General features: G+C 53.7%; 19 protein-coding genes and 1 tRNA gene. 13 read left to right on the forward strand and 7 right to left on the reverse strand.

The features are described from left to right. Positions 1 to 574: 574 nt before the first annotated feature. Both ACR0KG_RS05710 and ACR0KG_RS05715 read right to left on the reverse strand, forming a co-directional pair. Positions 575 to 3,364, reverse strand: coding sequence for a class I SAM-dependent DNA methyltransferase (locus ACR0KG_RS05710; RefSeq protein ID WP_480826728.1), 2,790 nt, complete (start codon positions 3,362 to 3,364; stop codon positions 575 to 577). Further along, the gene (locus ACR0KG_RS05715) at positions 3,361 to 3,804 is read right to left on the reverse strand and encodes a helix-turn-helix domain-containing protein (protein WP_480494610.1); all 444 of its coding nucleotides are present in this window, start codon (positions 3,802 to 3,804) and stop codon (positions 3,361 to 3,363) included. Before ACR0KG_RS05715 ends, ACR0KG_RS05710 begins: the two co-directional genes overlap by 4 nt. 99 nt (positions 3,805 to 3,903) lie before the next feature. Between ACR0KG_RS05715 and ACR0KG_RS05720 the strand changes: the two genes are divergently transcribed. The 4 genes from ACR0KG_RS05720 to ACR0KG_RS05735 all read left to right on the forward strand — a co-directional run bounded on the left by ACR0KG_RS05720 (position 3,904) and on the right by ACR0KG_RS05735 (position 5,692). Further along, positions 3,904 to 4,182, forward strand: coding sequence for a helix-turn-helix domain-containing protein (locus ACR0KG_RS05720; RefSeq protein ID WP_480826729.1), 279 nt, complete (start codon positions 3,904 to 3,906; stop codon positions 4,180 to 4,182). Continuing rightward, the gene (locus tag ACR0KG_RS05725; protein WP_480826730.1) at positions 4,163 to 4,480 is read left to right on the forward strand and encodes a hypothetical protein; all 318 of its coding nucleotides are present in this window, start codon (positions 4,163 to 4,165) and stop codon (positions 4,478 to 4,480) included. Before ACR0KG_RS05720 ends, ACR0KG_RS05725 begins: the two co-directional genes overlap by 20 nt. Continuing rightward, a complete protein-coding gene (locus ACR0KG_RS05730; protein WP_480826731.1) occupies positions 4,477 to 5,334 on the forward strand; it encodes a heparin lyase I family protein in 858 nt (285 codons plus the stop codon). Before ACR0KG_RS05725 ends, ACR0KG_RS05730 begins: the two co-directional genes overlap by 4 nt. A 133-nt stretch (positions 5,335 to 5,467) precedes the next feature. Next, the gene (locus ACR0KG_RS05735) at positions 5,468 to 5,692 is read left to right on the forward strand and encodes a hypothetical protein (RefSeq protein ID WP_480826732.1); all 225 of its coding nucleotides are present in this window, start codon (positions 5,468 to 5,470) and stop codon (positions 5,690 to 5,692) included. Here the strand turns inward: ACR0KG_RS05735 and ACR0KG_RS05740 are convergent, their stop codons facing one another. Further along, a complete protein-coding gene (locus ACR0KG_RS05740) occupies positions 5,693 to 5,851 on the reverse strand; it encodes a ribbon-helix-helix domain-containing protein (protein ID WP_480826733.1) in 159 nt (52 codons plus the stop codon). Positions 5,852 to 6,191: 340 nt separating this feature from the next. Here ACR0KG_RS05740 and ACR0KG_RS05745 point away from each other — a divergent pair, with 340 nt between their 5' ends. The 4 genes from ACR0KG_RS05745 (at position 6,192) to ACR0KG_RS05760 (ending at position 9,723) form a co-directional block, all read left to right on the forward strand. Beyond that, complete coding sequence (locus tag ACR0KG_RS05745) at positions 6,192 to 7,244, forward strand: recombinase family protein (RefSeq protein WP_480826734.1); 1,053 nt, start codon at positions 6,192 to 6,194, stop codon at positions 7,242 to 7,244. 182 nt (positions 7,245 to 7,426) lie between these two features. After that, positions 7,427 to 8,059, forward strand: a complete 633-nt coding sequence (locus tag ACR0KG_RS05750; protein WP_480826735.1) for a recombinase family protein — start codon at positions 7,427 to 7,429, stop codon at positions 8,057 to 8,059. A 136-nt stretch (positions 8,060 to 8,195) separates the two neighbouring features. Beyond that, the gene (locus ACR0KG_RS05755) at positions 8,196 to 8,783 is read left to right on the forward strand and encodes a DUF6932 family protein (RefSeq protein ID WP_480826736.1); all 588 of its coding nucleotides are present in this window, start codon (positions 8,196 to 8,198) and stop codon (positions 8,781 to 8,783) included. Further along, a complete protein-coding gene (locus ACR0KG_RS05760) occupies positions 8,776 to 9,723 on the forward strand; it encodes an ABC transporter C-terminal domain-containing protein (protein ID WP_480826737.1) in 948 nt (315 codons plus the stop codon). The genes ACR0KG_RS05755 and ACR0KG_RS05760 overlap by 8 nt, the downstream gene beginning before the upstream one ends. Positions 9,724 to 9,749: 26 nt before the next feature. Here the strand turns inward: ACR0KG_RS05760 and ACR0KG_RS05765 are convergent, their stop codons facing one another. Next, positions 9,750 to 11,090, reverse strand: a complete 1,341-nt coding sequence (locus ACR0KG_RS05765; RefSeq protein ID WP_480826738.1) for a DUF6538 domain-containing protein — start codon at positions 11,088 to 11,090, stop codon at positions 9,750 to 9,752. A gap of 84 nt (positions 11,091 to 11,174) precedes the next feature. Next, positions 11,175 to 11,248, reverse strand: a tRNA-Cys gene (locus ACR0KG_RS05770). A gap of 228 nt (positions 11,249 to 11,476) precedes the next feature. Between ACR0KG_RS05770 and ACR0KG_RS05775 the strand changes: the two genes are divergently transcribed. The 3 genes from ACR0KG_RS05775 to ACR0KG_RS05785 all read left to right on the forward strand — a co-directional run bounded on the left by ACR0KG_RS05775 (position 11,477) and on the right by ACR0KG_RS05785 (position 14,555). Beyond that, complete coding sequence (locus tag ACR0KG_RS05775; protein ID WP_480542199.1) at positions 11,477 to 12,130, forward strand: protein-L-isoaspartate O-methyltransferase family protein; 654 nt, start codon at positions 11,477 to 11,479, stop codon at positions 12,128 to 12,130. A 95-nt stretch (positions 12,131 to 12,225) separates the two neighbouring features. Continuing rightward, positions 12,226 to 13,644: a TolC family outer membrane protein gene (locus tag ACR0KG_RS05780; protein WP_480542201.1), complete on the forward strand. Its 1,419-nt coding sequence runs from the start codon at positions 12,226 to 12,228 to the stop codon at positions 13,642 to 13,644. A 74-nt stretch (positions 13,645 to 13,718) separates the two neighbouring features. Then, a complete protein-coding gene (locus ACR0KG_RS05785; protein ID WP_480546602.1) occupies positions 13,719 to 14,555 on the forward strand; it encodes a hypothetical protein in 837 nt (278 codons plus the stop codon). Between the two features lie 4 nt (positions 14,556 to 14,559). On the opposite strand, the gene ACR0KG_RS05790 is transcribed toward ACR0KG_RS05785, so the two are convergent. Continuing rightward, positions 14,560 to 16,017, reverse strand: coding sequence for a cobyric acid synthase (locus tag ACR0KG_RS05790; protein WP_480826739.1), 1,458 nt, complete (start codon positions 16,015 to 16,017; stop codon positions 14,560 to 14,562). Between the two features lie 59 nt (positions 16,018 to 16,076). On the opposite strand from ACR0KG_RS05790, the gene ACR0KG_RS05795 reads away from it, so the two are divergent. After that, complete coding sequence (locus ACR0KG_RS05795) at positions 16,077 to 16,646, forward strand: cobalamin biosynthesis protein CobQ (RefSeq protein ID WP_480826740.1); 570 nt, start codon at positions 16,077 to 16,079, stop codon at positions 16,644 to 16,646. Between the two features lie 78 nt (positions 16,647 to 16,724). Here ACR0KG_RS05795 and ACR0KG_RS05800 read toward each other — a convergent pair whose 3' ends face one another. Then, positions 16,725 to 17,045 (reverse strand): DUF6280 family protein, encoded by a 321-nt coding sequence (locus ACR0KG_RS05800; RefSeq protein ID WP_008757056.1) that lies wholly within the window; start codon positions 17,043 to 17,045, stop codon positions 16,725 to 16,727. 218 nt (positions 17,046 to 17,263) lie between these two features. On the opposite strand from ACR0KG_RS05800, the gene efp reads away from it, so the two are divergent. Next, complete coding sequence (gene efp / locus ACR0KG_RS05805) at positions 17,264 to 17,827, forward strand: elongation factor P (RefSeq protein WP_480542209.1); 564 nt, start codon at positions 17,264 to 17,266, stop codon at positions 17,825 to 17,827. Positions 17,828 to 17,875 lie beyond the last annotated feature (48 nt).

A 17,875-nucleotide genomic window follows, 5' to 3' on the forward strand; every position in this document is an offset into this window, starting at 1 on the left:
CAAGGATAATATCGTTCGAAATCCCGTTCGAGCCAAAAGGTAAACAGAGTACCTTGCCTGAACTGGATTATCGATTTGTGGTTTGGAAAATCTCGAAATGAGCCTTCGCAGCGTACAGACGCGGATGGAGCCAACTCTACTGTGTCGCGTTCTTGAGTATGGAACGAACTTGCAAACGCAAACGTTATGTCGGCCTCGGAACCTGCGTTCAAATAAGGCTGGCTAGTTGCTTGGTAGGTATAAGCCGTTGTGGCCCGTTCATCAGGTGGGTTGTTTTCAAAGCACCGAACTAAGGTTGCAAACGTCAAAGGTTCATCTGACGTATTCCTCACGTTCAAAAACAGGTTGTCCCAGTTTGGGCTATGGTAGCCAGCAATCTCAACAGTCATCTCGTTGTTACCCTTGAATAGGTCAGAGACGACTGGAAATGCGACTACAGCAATGGAAATGAGACCCCCGACAACTGCGACCGCTGATGCCGAAAACGTGAAATGACGCCTCCAGTTTTGCCAGCTTCCACACTCACCGCAGAGCTTTTGACCTTCTCTCAGATCAGTTTGGCACGACCAACACTTCATGCAGGCACCTGCGTGGTCATTTTGGTGTACATGTCGAACAGCTTTTCCAGACGTTCAGTGTCGTTCTTGAAGCGTCTGCCGATGTAGATGCGTTCTAGCACTGCGTCATTGGCCTCGTGGGCGTCGCGGAGGTTTTGGGGCATTGCGTCGGGTTTGTAGAGGTCTGCGATGGTGGCAGGGAAATGCGCCTCACGGGCCAAGAGGATGTCTTCGGCACAGCGGGTCAGATCGGCTTTGTTCTTTTCGGTCAGTTTGGGCACAGGGAAGGTGTTCCAGCCGAGGGTGTTGGAGTAGCGGAAGTCCGTTTTCATCTTGCCGCACACTGTCGCGATCCAGATCAAGTGGATGCGGGAGGCGATCAGTGCCATGTTCCAAAGGGGGGCATCGAAAAGTGCAAAGGTTTCACTGGTGACTGTTGAACCCGCGTCGATCATTCCTGATGGTAAATATGGTCTGCTCTCAGAGGACGTTCTTGGAACCGTCAGGGTCCAGTTGTAGCCGATATTCATCTCACGCATCTGGTGCGCTCGTTTGGCCATTTCATTGGCACTCTTGTCACGACTATCCAGCCGCATCTGACGCACACCATCGATACGTGCCGCAATGGATGGAATCTGCTTCGCCTCTTCCAAGTGGTTATCTTCGACCCACAGCACATAGCGTGATAGGCCACGGATAAATTCTGCCGACCCGTAAATCTTTCGTATGAACTGGGACCGCTGTTTATCAGTAAGCCGTAGCTCATCGACTTCATGTCCAGTCATTAGGAGATTGCCGCCATCAACGGGTTTGTTGCCAAACTTCATCTCAGCGATTGGACATAACGGCTTACTGCTTTTGGTCACGACGACGTTTCGACCACCAACAAGATAAGCGTTGATGTTCTGAACCACTTTGCTGACCGTTCCATCAAAGCTGACTGATCCATCAAAGTCATAGGTTCCATCAAATGTGACTTCTTCTTTAGCATACAGCCGCTTTTCCCGACCTGCGATATTCGTGATTGCAACTATGGCGACGGTGACACCAGCGTTGTGACTGGCAAGATTGGCCCACTTGAATGACGTGTGTGCAAAGGTGATCTCATGACCTTCTTTGAACAAGGCGGGCCAGAGTATTGGCACCTGCTGCCCCTGACAGATTGAGTTGGTTGTCACGAAGGCACTCACAGTCGGCGTATGCAGGGCATAATCTGCCGCCTTCATGAACCAGCCAGCAACGTAGTCCAGTGATTTCCAGCTATTGACGCGGCCATCGAAAATACGGCCAAGGTCTTCTTTCTGTTCAGTGGATTGCCATGTGGACCCCAAGTATGGCGGGTTGCCACAGATGTAGGTTTCACCGCCCTCGTTCTCAAAGTCGATTTCGGCTTGCTCCAATGGCGTCTGGAACAGATCGTCAGACCGCAGCTTCACCTTTCGTCCACTGGGTGGGCACACAGACAACCAGTCGATCCGCAAAGCGTTATCGCAGACAATCCAGTTCCGTTTATCCAACGGCAGGAACTCGGCCAGTGCATCCTTCTGACCGCGATAGGTCACGTCACACTGGTACTCTGCGATGATCAGGGCCAGACGGGCAATCTCGGCAGAGAAATCCCGCAGTTCGATGCCACGGAAGTTCTGAATCCTGATCTCTGACCGATTGGCGGCTTCCCCACGGCGTTTGTTGATCTCAAACTCAATCTCACGCATCTGCTTGTAGGCGATCACAAGGAAGTTGCCCGACCCACAAGCGGGGTCAAAGACGCGGATATTGGACATGCGTTTGCGCAGGTTCAGCAGCTTCTGCGGGCTGTCCCCTGCACGGTCCAGATGATCCCGCAGGTCATCCAGAAACAGCGGGTTCAGCACCTTCAGGATGTTCGGCACTGAGGTGTAGTGCATCCCCAAGGTGGAGCGTTCTTCCTCATCCGCCACGGCTTGAATCATCGACCCGAAGATGTCGGGATTGATCTTGGTCCAGTCTAGATGGCCGATATGGGTGAGGTAGCGTTGGGCGATGCGGCTGAACTTTGGCACATCTGTGCTGCCAGAGAACAGGCCACCATTCACATAGGGAAACGGTGTGGCCCAACGTGGCAGGTCTGCCGCATCGCGATCAGGGTAGTCCGTGTTCATGGCACGGAAGAGTTCGCTGACCACCTCATGTGTGTTGGAGCCGTCCGCATTGGCCATGCGTTCGATGGTGTCGGTGAATAGCTCTTCGCCGTTCAGGATGTCGGTGTCTTCGGCAAAGAACAGAAAGATCAGCCGTGCCATGAAGTGGTTCATGTCGTGGCTGCGGCCTTCCCAGTCGGGGTTGTCGGCCCTGAGGGTGGTGTAGAGCTTGTTCAGACGCAGGGTGGCCCGAACGTCGAACTCAGACTCACTGAGTTGCTTGGTCTTGCTAAGACCAGCAAGGGGCCAGAAGAACACGAAGTGGTTCGGGAAATCGTCATAGGTGCAGGAGACGGTATCCCCCGTCAGCAAGTCTTCTGCTTCGAAGGTCTGACCATCGGTGGCCAACAAGAACCGCACCTTGTTGCGTTTGGTTTGGGTGGCCTTGCTGTCTTTGAGTTCGGTTAGCGTTTGCGGCACTTGGCCCACGTCACAGGTCTTCAAGTGGATATGGCCTGATTGCAGGACCCCATCGATATCAGACTTGTTGGACGCCCCGCTGCGGAGCTTCTTGATCGTGGTGGCCTTGTTGCCAAAGGCTTCTAGGAAGGCGAACGGAAACTCGACCCCATCAAAGGGGAATTCAGCAAGTTCGGTGATGGCCTGTTCGATCTCAACTGCATTCATGACGGCTTGCCTAGAATGCCTTCCACGAGGCCGTTGTACCGCGATGGGTCAAACTCGCTGTCGGTGGTCTCAAAAACACGTGTGGTTTCCAGCCGCAGCACTTCCACGACAGCCGTGCGTACCGCTTTGGGTTCGGGGCGGTTGCCCAACTGTTGAATGATCCGTTCAATGTGCTCGACAACGATGCCGAGGCGTTCGAAGTCTGTGTGCGTTGGTGCGGTCACTGTCTCACCCTCAAATAGGGCTGAGACGGACAGGCTATATGCGGCGGCGATGTCCACCAACCTGTGGGCGTGTACTTTGGTCTCACCGCTTTCCCAACGCCACAGCGTGGTCTTTGGGACGCCGAGCAGTTCGGCCCCTTGATCAAGGGATAGGCCCTTCGATGAACGGGCCTTCTGTAGAATTTTGCCAAACGACGCTGTGGATGCATTTTTCATGCTCCTTTTATTCCATGTTGCGGAACGCAAGGGAAGCTGAATGCAAATTTTGGCCTCCGCAACCTTGCGAATCGTTCCATTTTACGGAATACGGAACATATGAAGCTTGCTCAATACCTGAGAGAGAATGGTTTAACCTTGAATGGGTTCGCAAAGACCTGCGGCACCAGTGCCAGCACGATTCTCCGCATCAAGGACGGTGAAGTTGCACCGTCCAAACGTGTGGCCCGTGCATTGTGGGATGCGACAGGCGGGCAAGTCACGCCCAATGATCTCTACGGGCTTCATTACGCCGTTGGGCAATGCATCTGCGTGAGTGACGACCATGAAACCGAACAATCAGAAAAGGACCGCTTCATTGCCAGCCCAGACCAATGAAATGAACGCCAAGAACATTCTGATCACCTTAGCCTTCGTCGCTATCGGGGGGTACTTCGGCTATGCGACCGCGTTCCCGAATGACAGGAAGCAGGTTCGCTCGTGCATCTCATCCATGTTGGAGTCATCCCGTGGGCAAGTGGGCTATGGCGAACTGCGTGATAAGCTGCGTGACTTGGATGCTGCCGAAACCGTAACCGTTATTGACGAAAGCCATCGCGACTTTGGCGGCAGCACGTTGGTTACGTTGTCATATCAGATCGACGGTCGCACCAGCCGTATCATGTGTGGGCGATGATGTTGGTAGCCATGACTTCAGTTACAGAATGGGCAGCAGAGAAAATGCGAAACGGCAAGCTTCTGTTTTTAGTGGTGACCATTGCGTCAGGCTGCTCAACACCCACAACCGCTGATCAGAGGACTTTCAGTATACTCGACAACACCCGCATCGAAGCAGGACTGTCCCACGGGCAGCCGTACCAGTTTGCGATGGTCAGCGGGTTTACAAGGCGTGGTGAGGTAGCGCAGCGGTTTGAGATCAGGCATGGCGATTGCGGCGGCACACAGGGCTGGGATGACTGTTCCAACGACCGTGGCAGGGTAGAACGCAAGGAGCGCCCTAAGAACGTATTCTCGGAGCCTGGTGAGGGCATTTGGTACGGCTACTCGATCTACATACCTGCTGACTTTGAAAGTCTCAGACGGGCCAACACGCATCTCTCACAGGCAAAGGTCCAAGGTGAAGGGATGCCGCTTTGGCAACTCACTTTCAACGACAACCCGTACATTCTGTATTCTGATGACACTTATTGCGGCCTTGGCTCCGTGGCGATGTGGCGGGGCGGATGGAATGATGTGACGGTCTATGCCCACTACGGCGAAGGCGGCGAGGACGTGTATTTCCAGCTTTACCGCAATGGCGTCTTGCTCTGTGAACGCAACCGTCCGCTGATGCACCCATCGCTGTGGGGCCGTGATCAACAGATCGGCTTCAAATACGGCATCTACAACTCCTTCGTAAGCCGCTACCTGCGTACCAACGACCGCCTACCGACCCACGTCATATTCTATGACGAGATGTTGGTTGGATCGCGGCGTGAAGATGTGGATGTCAGGATGCGCGAAGCTGCTGGGTTGCCACCTGTTGATTGACGCCAATCGTGGCTTGGTCGGGTCCAAACAGAAGCAGACCATCTTCGAACGGTTGCTGGTTCGCAATGCGATCAGGCGTGAGATCGGTGTTCGTCCAATAAATATTCCTGTAATCTACGAAAGGAAGAAACGGATGATTGCTGAAGCCAAATACGATGAGATCATGCAGCCCTATGTCGATGCTGCGTTCAGCGGCTTGGATTGGCCTGACAGCTTCAGCGGTTGCCTCCTACTAGGCGTGAAAACCTATCACCAGTGTGTGGCTCAATGTGAACAGGACACAGGTCATGCAAACCCACGTGACGGCGTTCCTGACATCCTCAAGCTGATCCACCAGTATGTCGAACCCTTGTCCTGATCACGCTTCCTCCGCCTCTGGGAGGCTGTCCCACCACTGTTCCACTGCTTCATCCAGCAAAACCCCCAAGGGGATGCGTGTCTGTTCCTTGACCTCTTTCAGACGATTATAGGTGGCCGTTTTCACAGCGCGGATAGTGACCTGTTTGCGATCTGACATGATGTAATCCTCCTGCATGTATTTAGGGCTGGAGATGCAGATGAAGTGCGATTGCAATGTCCGCATCCCGCAAGTCGCTGCCTTCAACAGAACTGCACACATTATTCGTCACAAACGCCCAAATACCTCGTCAGCGTTGCAATGCATTTGCACGGCCTAAAGTGACGAACGATGGAATCGGAGGCGCATCAGAACCAAAATTGACCCCGCCCTTGAAAAAACTCGATGTCCAACCGAGTTTCAGATTGAGGCCGACAGATGCGTCTACGACTGTCGGAACTTCCCCGATCTCCCCGATGAGTGGTGTGGTACTAGTTAAGGTTTTACATGTTAAAAGTTCATGATTTCAAAGACGGTTAGCCAAAGGATCATATCTGGAGATGTCATTCTTTACAGAAGGGTCAGCACAAAAGACCAAGAGGACGACGGCTATCGTCATCAGCTAGAGGTGATCAAATCTAAATATTCAACATTCAGCATCACCCGCTCTACGGTCTATGACTACAAAGAAGTCATGTCTGGCTTGGAAGACATGGGCAAGCGTTCGGCATCCAAGATTGGCACTGCCATCGGCAAGCTGAAACGACACCCTCATTCCATCATCTTGGTATCAGACGCAGATCGCATTTCACGTCGTCAGGATGTCTTTGAGTTGATCCAGAAACAAGGCTTAGGTCACCGCATCTATGCCGCCTCATCGGGCCTGAGTCTCGATGAAATCGTTGCCTTGGGACATCACAAAAGGATCGAACGGCAGACACAGGAATACAAAGAAGCCTGCCGTCTGGGGCAGCAACGGTACCGTGTCAACGGTGGCACCATCGGCTCACCTGACATCAAGCACCACTCTAAGTCGGGTGCACAGAAGAAATCTGAACTGGCCAAAGAGAGGAAGGCAGGTATCTGTAAGGTCATCTCTCGTATGACCTGCGCCAACAGAGGACAGCAACCGTCACACGGTGAAATCTGCGATGTGCTTCGTGATAGCGAAATCCGCACTGGCCAAGGATACTTCTTTACTGTCCCCAAGTTGCAACAACTCAAGAAGGGCATGGTGACTGAATGGGACTACGCCATGGATAGCTGGCATCGTCCACGACGCCGCATCCGTGAGATAGTTGCAGAATGGCAGATTGAGATACGACGTAAGAACAAGGTCCGCCGCATCGTCAGACTCATCACCAACTGTCAGATTGAACTAAACCGCAAACGTGAGCGGCGGATTTTCATCAAGAGGCTTATCGCCTTTCTAACCAATGACGTTTTGTGGCGGGTTCTTGTCGATCAAGGCCCGAACACTTTGAATCACTCAACCCTGTCAATCATCAGTGAGTGGAGCAAAGGCAAAGGTAGAGATGGATGCCGAGGGCCACCAAGTGTTTTTTCAGGTTAACCCCTGCCGTCACCCAACACAGTGGATAACATGGCACTTGAGCAAACAGATACATATGTCCGCAAAGGTATGCTGTAGCGGACATCACACAACCTCCCGAAAACATGTCCGTTAGACCTCCCAACAACTTACGGACACCGATATAAACGGACAGGAATCATACGGACATTTTCGGAGGCGATTTGAAAACCATTCTCTACGCTCGTGTTTCCACAAGGGACCAGACACTCGAACATCAGATCACCCAAGCAGAGGCAGCAGGTTTCAAGGTCGATGAAGTGATCGCTGATCATGGAGTGTCTGGGGTGCAGCAGAGACTGCAAGATAGGTCAGAGGGTCGCAGGCTTTTTGACAAGCTCCGTGCAGGTGACGTTCTTGTGCTGCGTTGGCTGGATAGGCTCGGACGTAACTACGAAGATGTCACCGACGCAGTTCGTCACTTCATCCGACAAGGGGTCATCATCCGAACCGTCATCAATGACATGACATTCGACGGTTCCACCACTGATCCAGTTCAACAAGCAGTACGGGATGCAATGATCGCGTTTCTGGCAGCGACGGCACAGGCCCAAGCGGAAGCCACCAAGATCGCGCAAATGGCTGGTATTGAACTGGCCAAGGAAAAAGGTGATCGATTTCGTGGGCGTAAGCCCTCATATGATAGGAAGACCTTTGATTTGGCGGTGAGTCTGATTGGATTAGGCCACGGACCGAGTGTGATAGCAAAAGAAGCTGGCTTGTCACGTCAAGCAGTCATAAGAATCCGCGATCACCCAAACTTGGCTTTGGCAGCATTGGAACGCTGGGGACTTTAGCTTTTTGATGAGGTTGGGCATTTGCAGGTTCTATTGAATAAGTCTGGTGTTTCTTCAGTTGTTTCAGATGTCAGCGATTTACAACCATGACGGTAATGAGCATGGTTAACCAGATTTGTTTTGAGAATTGATTGTGATGATCCCACCATTTTCGGCTTCAGGCGTATTGCCGCCATTCATTGATGCAAGTCCCACTATACCCGCCAAGCGGTCCCCTTACACGACCGACATGTTTCAGTTGGTCGAACGGTTTTGTACCTCTGCGCACAGAGCCAAGCTGCTGTTGGGATTGAACTCGTATCGCAAGCACCTGTCCAAGGGTGGCTTTGCTTCTGGCTATCAATGGGTAGACGGTAGCTTCGTCGAAGACGTTGAAACCACAAGGGGTCGGCCACCATCTGACATCGATGTCGTGACGCTGTTCCATCGACCTATCAAGTACCAGGTTTCTGGTGATCTGTGGGATGCAGATTATCAGTCTACGCTTCATGAAGAGTATTTTTCGACACATCACATGAAGCCGCGTTACTATTGCGACACATATTCGATTGACCTAGACGCCGACCAAGCAGGCGTCGTGGACCACACCATGTATTGGGGAGGCTTGTTCACGGATATTAAAGGGTCAACCGAGAAGAAGGGTATTGTGCGGATACCATTGGCAAATGATCCGATGGAGTTTTCCGCCATCAGCAACGCGATAGGAGGTAAATTTGATGTCTAATGTACAAGAAATTGCCGACCTTCGCCGTCAGAAGTCGGAGCTAGAGGCCAGGATTTCCGCAGCATCAGGCGCTTCTGACATCGTTGCTATGATGAACTACCAGTCCAGATTTGATGTCATTTGCGAAGAGCTTGAAGAGGCTGAACGTCAAGACGCTCAAACAGCCGAAGTTTCGGTACTGTTCGATGGACGCCCAGTGGTAGGAACTTCTGCGATAGACGCAGGCTTCGCCGCTCAGGCGCTGTTGCACTTCCAAGGGATCGTAACACGGTTGTTTGCTGCCAGCCTCAAAGGACAGCTTAGCAGTAAGGGGAAGATTAAAGGGGCAGATTTGGCGCAACTGAACCTGCGGGGGCTTGCAACAGGATCATTCGGCTTTGTTCTCGAAGAGAAAGAGGCACGGCAGGCCAGCGTAATCAAAACCCCGTTGCGCGAAGCGATGGAAGAAGCCGCCGACCTGTTTGAAGAATTTTCACAGGTCGATGATGACGAGTTTCTGGTTGATGTCGATGACATCAACCCACGTGTGTTCAATGAATTGGCAAAGTTTTTCAGCCATTTGGAAAAGAACGAAGCCACACTGAAGGCAAACTTCCCTGACAAGTCATATGCCTTCGACAGGGCTGCTATCAGTCGCGCATACAAACGAATCTCGGACAGCAAGGTTAACATCGTCAAAGAGGTATGGGTTGGCACCTTGGTCGGTCTTTCACCCATCAAGAGGACATTTGACTTTCGTAAGCGTGGAGAGGAAGCCATCGTTTCTGGCAAGTTCAGCCATCAGATCAGTCAGGACTACCTTGAACGAATTGAAGGCAGTGATGGTGTCACACTCGGTGACACGTTCAGGGCAACCATCGAGAAAGGCACACTTCGCAAGCCAGATGGAACGATCAGCCTCAATTACACAGTCATTGATCTTGTAGACATAGATGAATGAGATAGAGCCTCAGGGCTCTAAGCTTATCATGATGTTACGTTTTGTTCGCCCAGGTTCAAGAAACCAAGATCGATCCTTTCAACCGCAATCGCTCTTGGGATCAGCAGCGGGCCGAAGCCGTACTTTCCAGATGTATCTCTCGCCGAATGCCCTGTGATCTTATCGTTTACCCGCTTCTCAACCATGTTGTCTTTCATTGAACGCTCGATATCCGCCAGAGTGATTTCACCAGATTCGAGTTGACCGACCATCTCAGCGGTGACACCTGCATTTTCAAGCATCTGCTTGAATGTGCCTCGTAAAGAGTGAACGACTTTGCGTTCATGCCGCGTCACGTTGCGAACATAAGGCATCAGTTGCTTGCTTGCAGCATTCTGAGCTTTGCCATCGGCATCCAGCTTGTAGTTGAAAATCCGACCCGTTCCGCCCGTAAGCAAACACTCTGCTTTGGAGTGGATCGGCACCACACGATGTGATCCGTCCGTTTTGACTTTGGTCTCATCTGGCCGCAGATCGATATACATCAGCCCACCGAAGTCTGTTTTCACCTGCTCCCAAGTTAGAAGGGCAATCTCGTCCAGTCGGGCACCTGTGATGGCCAGAAGCGTCAGACAGAGCCGATCCTGAGGTTCCATTTCTTGAGCAAACAGATCGTCTAATTCATCAGGATCAAATGGCAGGTACGGCAGAGATTCCTTGCCGAAGTCAGCAAGCTTCAAGTTGGCCAATGGGTTGTCGTCAATATGACCTTCCCGTTCGCACCAGTTCAGAAACGCAACGACTTTGGTGTTCAACGAACGAATGGTTTTGTTGGCTCGGCCCTGCTTATGGTTCCACTTTGCATATTGGTAGCCATGGACTTTGGTGATGTCCTTTACATGCAAGTCGCCGACGACCTTGACGAACTCGTTCAGCTTATTGCGTCGAGAGGTGCGTTCCTTGTGGTTACTCTTGTTTCTTTCTTCCATGTCCTCGATCCACTTTGGCAACAGCCTTGTGATCTTGAGGGCGGGGTCCTTGTCTAGGCCGTGCTTCTGGATGAGCAGTGGGTTGGTAGTGAAGACCTTTGAGAAGTCGCCAATCGTAGACGTGTACGCGGCCTCTTCAGTGTCGGCGACGTACTGGCCATGCAGACCCGTCAGCTTCCGATCAAACTCTGCGTAGATTTCGTTGGCCAAAGCAACGAGCTTGGTTTTTGCGATCTTTTCGTCCGTTGTACCTGTCGAACGCATCATCTGCTTCTGAGAACCTTTCCTCAGGGCGTCAGGCATCGTTACGCAAACGTAGTATTTTCCACCTTTAGCGGAAAGCGGCACAAGGGTCGGGGGGTGATAATCGGGTCGATTTACCAGCCCGATATAGTCCAAGTTACAGTCCATCATACGGTCCAATGTAGGTGGAACTGCTTGAATTTCAATGCTTTCAGGGGGTTAAATCCAAAATGGACTGTATGGAGGCGAGTACCGGAATCGAACCGGTGTACACGGATTTGCAATCCGCTGCGTCACCACTCCGCCAACTCGCCTTTTCAAGTAAAATCAAATACTTGCCGTGGTGTGGTTGGCGTTTTAGCAGCTTTGCGGCAGGGCGTCCAGAGGACAGCCATGAAATTTCAGGACCAAAGTGCGAAATACCGTGATTTCATACTCAGCCCAATCATTGATGATGGCGGATTGCGGCAATAGAGGCGTTGCCGGTGACCAAGGGATGTGGCAAAAGCCGAACAGGCTTGAGACTTCAGACGAGAGATCACATGACAGATTTCGCAACGCGACGCCGCATAATGGTTGATACTCAGGTGCGACCTTCGGATGTGACGAAGTTCCCGATCATTGATGCCATGCTCTCGGTGCCGCGCGAAGACTTTGTGCCGGATTCGCAGCGCGAAGCCGCCTATGTCGAAGATGTAATCGATCTGGGGAATGGGCGTAGTTTGTTGGAGCCGCGAACCCTGGCCAAGATGTTGGATGCGTTGAATATTTGCAATGACGAGGTCGTGCTCGATATCGCGCCGGCTCTGGGGTATTCGACCGCGGTAGCCGCGCGTATGGCAGAATTGGTTGTTGCAGTGGAAAGCGACGAAGCATTGGCATCGGAGGCGCAAAATGCGCTCACCGAAGTTGCTGCTGACAATGCCGTGGTGCACGTTGGTCCTTTAGAACAGGGTGCGGAAGAGCATGGGCCCTACGATGCGATCATGATCCAGGGAGGGGTGCAACAAGTGCCGGGCGCTCTGTTGGATCAATTGAAAGACAATGGCCGCATCGCCTGCTTGTTTGTCGAGGACGGCTTGGGTGTTGTTCGTATCGGGCGCAAGACGGGTGGGCGTGTCAGCTGGCGTGACGTTTTCAATGCCAGCGCGCCAGTGCTGGATAGCTTTTCCCATCAGAGTGCATTTTCGCTATAGTCCAGAGGTAGTTTGTTCTGCCACCTTGATTAGTTGAAAATGACGGCGCAAATTGCCGACAGGGCAGAAATTTTTTGAGTTGAGAGGATTTGGTGATGCGTAGGACGGCGACTGGCAAACTGGTCAGAGCGTGTGCATTGACCGCAGGACTGGCCTTAAGCGTTATGCCGCTGCGTCAGGCATGGGCTGATAACCTTACAGATGCGTTTATCGGGGCCTACAACACCAGCGGGTTGTTGGAGCAAAATCGCGCGCTGCTGCGGGCTGCAGATGAAGACGTGGCGATTGCGCTGGCTGCTCTGCGCCCCATCATCGACTGGACCGTGCGTGTCACGCAAACTTACAACCGAAGCAGAACCAGCGGCGTTGTATCAAGCAATGAGCCCACAGATTTTTTCACGGGTCTGACGCTGAGCCAGTTGGTCTATGACGGTGGCGCATCCGTTCTTGGCAAGCAATCCGCGCAGGAAACTGTTCTGGCGACACGTCAATCGCTGATCAATATCGAGCAACAGGTTCTATTCCGCGCGGCGACCGCCTATCTGAATGTGCTTTTGCAGGAAGAGACAGTTCAAATTCGTCAAAACAACGTCGATCTGTCCAGTGAAGAACTGCGGGCATCGAATGACCGTTTCGAAGTGGGTGAAGTGACCCGGACTGACGTGGCCTTGTCGCAGTCACAGCTGGCAAGCTCGCGCGCGGATCTTGCCGATGCGCGTGGTGATCTGAGCACGGCACAAGCGGAGTATGTCAATGCCGTCGGCAAACTGCCGGGCCGCACAACGGGGCAGCCCAGCCTGCCAAACTTACCGCGCTCGCAGTCCGAGGCGATCAATCTGGCGCTTCGCAATCATCCGTCGATCTTGTCGGCCCAGCATCAGGTGCGCGCTTTGGATTTGACCGTTCAGCAGCAGCGTGCCGGACTTGGTCCAAATGTCAGTTTGAGTGCAGATGCCGGTCTGACTGAGAGCTACGACAATGACGACAACAACGAAAACGCATCTGTCTCGCTGATCTTCCGCCAGCCGATCTATGCTGGTGGCCGATTGGCAGCGGTTGTCCGCCGTGCCATGGCCACCCGAGATGCGTCGCGGGCGAACCTGTTGAATGTGCAAAAAGATATCACGCAGGGCGTGACCGATGCCTATGTCCGGTTTGAAACTGCAACAGCCAGTCTGACGGCATCGACCGAGCGCGTTCGCGCGTCGCAGGTGGCGTTCGACGGTATCCGCGAAGAGGCCACACTTGGTGCACGAACCACATTGGATGTGTTGACGGCCCAGCAGGATTTGCTGGATGCGCAACTGGCTGAGATCGCATCGCGGACCGAGCGTTCGCTGGCCGCGTATCAGCTGCTTCAGGCTCAGGGCCTTCTGACGGCCGAACGTTTGGGACTGGCTGTGCAGATTTACGACCCGACGCTGTACTACAATCTGGTCAAAAATGCACCAGCGCAGGTCAGCAAACAGAGCAAGGATCTGGATCGCGTGCTAAAAGCGTTGCGCCGGGACTGACGGGCAATACTACCTGTTGTTCGCTTTGACAGGATTGGCTACACTCTACCCTGAGGATAGAGCGGTAGAGAAAAATGGCGGATAATGTCGTAAAAGCCGGGATCGAAGACGTTTTGTCTTCGGTCAAACGTCTTGTCAGTGAAGAAGGTAAAACGGGCAAGGGGGCTGATCAAAGCGCCAAAGCGCGCAAACCCGGTCGTTTGGTGCTAACGGATGCGCTGCGCATCTCAAAACCCGCTGCGGCTGAAACTGCCCCGTTGAAACTGGAACCTGAATACAGTGCCGAAGTTTCGGCAAAACCAATGCTGCTGCGCGCCTGCGATATCGTGCGAGATGATGCGGGCGCCGATCAGGAAACCCCCAGCGAAGTGGCGATGGATGAGCATTCGGACGACCCGACACTCAGCCTGAGCGCAAAGATTGAAGCGCTGGAAGCTGCCATTGCCCGTACTGAAGATCAGTGGGAGCCTGACGGTGACAGCGATGATGCCTATTCAGGTACACCGAATCAAAGCCTGTCCTGGGATACGGGTACGGCATTTGCTGAAGGTGATGGGCAAACCTCTCTGGATGAACAGCCAGAAGATGAACTGCCCCAGAGCGATCAGGTTGCTTCCGACGTCGAAGAACCAGTCATCGAAACGCCTCAACAAGAAGAGTTAGAAAGTGATGAGGCGCAGCCCGCCACATTTATCCGCTCTGCCGAGGCTGTGCCCGTGACCGAGGCTGCGGAACAGGAGGCTGCGCAGCTTCGGGAATTGTCAGTCGACGAAGAAGCGCTGCGTTCAATGATCGCCGAGGTCGTCCGGGAAGAGCTGAAAGGCGCGTTGGGCGAACGGATCACGCGCAATGTCCGCAAAATGGTGCGGCGCGAGATTTATCGTGCATTGGCTGCGCAGGAATTGGAATAGCCGCTCAGGCGCGCTTGGGTGCCTGCGCCAGTTCCAGCAACAGGTCTAAATCCATGGTCTGTTCCAGGTGATCGGCCAGCGCATCAAGCGTTTGCTCAACCCCGTCTTCATACGCATTCTCAGATTTCACACCCAATGTTGCCAGATATTGGGCGCGGAACACATCGGATGAGAATATGCCGTGCAGGTAGCTGCCCAGAATACGGTTGTTTGCGCTTGCAGCCCCTTCGGGGCGACCATCGACCTCCAGCCAAGCACGTGCGCAATCCGGGCCTTCGGTCCGGCCCATATGAATTTCATACCCGCTGACAGGCGCGCGGTTGGGCAGGGCAATGGCTTCGGTCAGCGTCACATGTTTCTTGCCTGCCATGACTGTGTCGACATCTAGGAGGCCGAGCCCGTCAATCGTGCCTGGACGACCATCCACGCCATCCGGATCAGCGATGGTTTTGCCCAGCATCTGATAGCCGCCACACAGGCCCAGAACATGTCCGCCACGACGGACATGCGCCAGCAGGTCGATATCCCATCCCTGAGCCCTGAAATAGGTCAGGTCGCCGATGGTGGATTTGCTGCCGGGCAGTAACACAAGGTCGGCATCGCCGGGCAAGGGGCGGCCTGCGGGTATGATCTCGACGCTCACGCCGGGTTCTGCGGATAACGGGTCCAGATCGTCGAAATTGGCCATCCTCTCAAGTTGAGGAACCACAACCTTACAGGCGCCGCCGGTATGGGATCGAATGTCCATCATGTCTTCGGCGGGCAGTTTCCACGCATCGTGAAACCAGGGAACAACGCCCAAGCATGGCCAACCGGTGCGTTCCGCAATGTCATCGCGCCCTTCATCGAAAAGGGACACATCGCCCTTGAACCGGTTCACGGCAAATCCCTTGATCATCGCCAGATCGCCGTCATCCAGTACGGCTTGGGTACCAACGATCTGCGCGATCACGCCACCCCGGTGGATGTCACCGACCAGAACCACAGGAACACCCGCTGCACAGGCAAAGCCCATATTGGCGATGTCGCCCGTGCGCAGGTTGGTCTCGGCGGGGCTGCCGGCCCCTTCGATCAGGACCAGATCGGCATCACTGCAAAGCCGGTCGAAGCTTTCCAAAGCAGCGTCCAAAAGTTTGGATTTGTCCTTGCGGTAGTCTCCGGCCTTCATGGTCCCAGCGCGCTGCCCCTGCACGATGATCTGAGCACCGGTGTCGGTTTCGGGTTTCAGCAAGATCGGGTTCATATCCGTATGCGTGGCACGTTTTGCAGCCCGCGCTTGCAGTGCCTGCGCCCGACCGATCTCACCACCGTTTTCGGTCACCGCAGCATTATTCGACATGTTCTGCGGTTTGAACGGAGCAATTCTCAACCCACGCCGCGTATAAGCGCGCGCCAGCCCGGCCACGAGCACCGATTTCCCGACATTGCTGCCGGTACCCTGAATCATGATGGCACGAACCATAGTCGTCTCCTATGCTGGCGTGCAGATGACCTGATTTGACGCCGAAGGGAAAGCCCTGGATGAACACGCCCGCGCATCTTTTGATCGGCGCCGCCGTTTTTGCACGGCCTGCGCACGGGCGTATCCTGGGGGCCGCGCTGCTGGGGTCGCTGTTGCCAGACCTGTCGCTTTATCTGATGGCGGGTACATCACTCTATGTTCTGGGTATTCCGCCGAACGTTGTCTTCGATGAGCTTTATTTCTCGCCTGCATGGCAGACGATCTTTGCCATCGATAACTCATTCCTTCTGTGGGGGTTGGCTTTGGCGCTTGGGATGTGGCGAGGATGGCAGTTCCTCACCGTGGTCGCCTCTGCAGGATTACTGCATCTGGCAACCGACTTCCTGTTGCATGCAGGCGATGGGCGTCCCCAGTTCTGGCCGCTCAGCGATTGGGTCTTTCACAGCCCAGTCAGTTATTGGGACAGTACGCATCACGCATTCTGGGTTGTGCCGATCTCGACTCTGATTTGCGCAGCCGCCTATGCGGTTTTGTGGCGCCGGGGCCTTTCGATCACGGCCAAGATATTTTTTACTGTGTTGCTGGGCGCTGAATTCTGGACCGCTTGGCAATGGTTGCGGTTTTTCTGACCACAATCTTCTGACCACACAAAGAAAAACGCGCCCCGGTGACAGGGGCGCGTTTTTTCAAACCTGCTGTTAGCAGGCTCAGGCTGCTTCGGCCTGCTGAGCGGCGTTGCGACGCTCACTTTCTTCGCGGGACAGCGCTACAGAGGTGCGCACACCGCGACCGACGAACTCCATCAAGCCACCGACAACCCGCTCGTTGGGGTCGATACCGGCACAGGATAAAACTTCGCGCCCATCACGCGAACGGGCCCAGCGGGCGATCTGTTCGGGGCCATTGCCGTATTTCTTGTCATCGGCGATAGCATCATCAAGCGCAGCCAACACAACGGCTGCAAAAAGTTTGCGAGCACGATTGCCTTGCTCATTGTTAAAGGCAGTGCCGTCAACGAAATCTCTCATCTCGTCTTCCTTGTTGTTCTTGCTCTTGCATTTTCGGCGTGACGGTCCTTATGACCTATTAGGTGCGATTCGGATACACCTAAAATGCATAGTTGCGTTGCGTCATGTGCATAGCTTGCTGCGGGTGCAGCACTAAGTGTCGTTGTCTTGTCAGGGTTGGTCCTGCCAGATATAGGGACGGCAACTGACGCATCAACCGTTTGTGAAGGAAATATGTAATGCCCAAGATAAATGGGAACGAAATTCGCCCCGGCAATGTGCTTGAGCATAACGACGGGCTGTGGGCAGCTGTAAAGGTGGACCACGTAAAGCCCGGTAAAGGCGGCGCTTTTGCTCAGGTCGAGCTGCGCAACTTGCGCAATGGGTCCAAGCTGAACGAACGGTTCCGTTCTGCGGATAAGGTCGAACGCGTGCGCCTTGAGCAGAAGGATCAGCAGTTCCTGTACGAGTCCGATGGCATGCTGGTGTTCATGGATGCCGAGACCTATGAACAGATCGAACTGCCAGCTGACCTGCTGGGCGAACGGCGCCCGTTTCTGCAGGACGGCATGACAATCGTTGTAGAATTTTATGAAAGCGAGGCGTTGAACGCGACGCTGCCGCAAAAGGTGACCTGCAAGATTGTCGAGACCGAGCCGGTCGTCAAAGGTCAGACCGCTGCGAACTCATTCAAACCGGCGATCCTGGACAATGGCGTCAAGGTCATGGTGCCGCCCTTTGTTGGGCAGGATGAGATGATCATCGTGAACACCGAGACAATGGAATACTCCGAACGCGCGTAACACTGCATCAAGCGTTCCGGAAATCTGATAGACCGCGTCGGCATCCGC

It is taken from the genome of Ruegeria sp. H4, assembly GCF_056533065.1.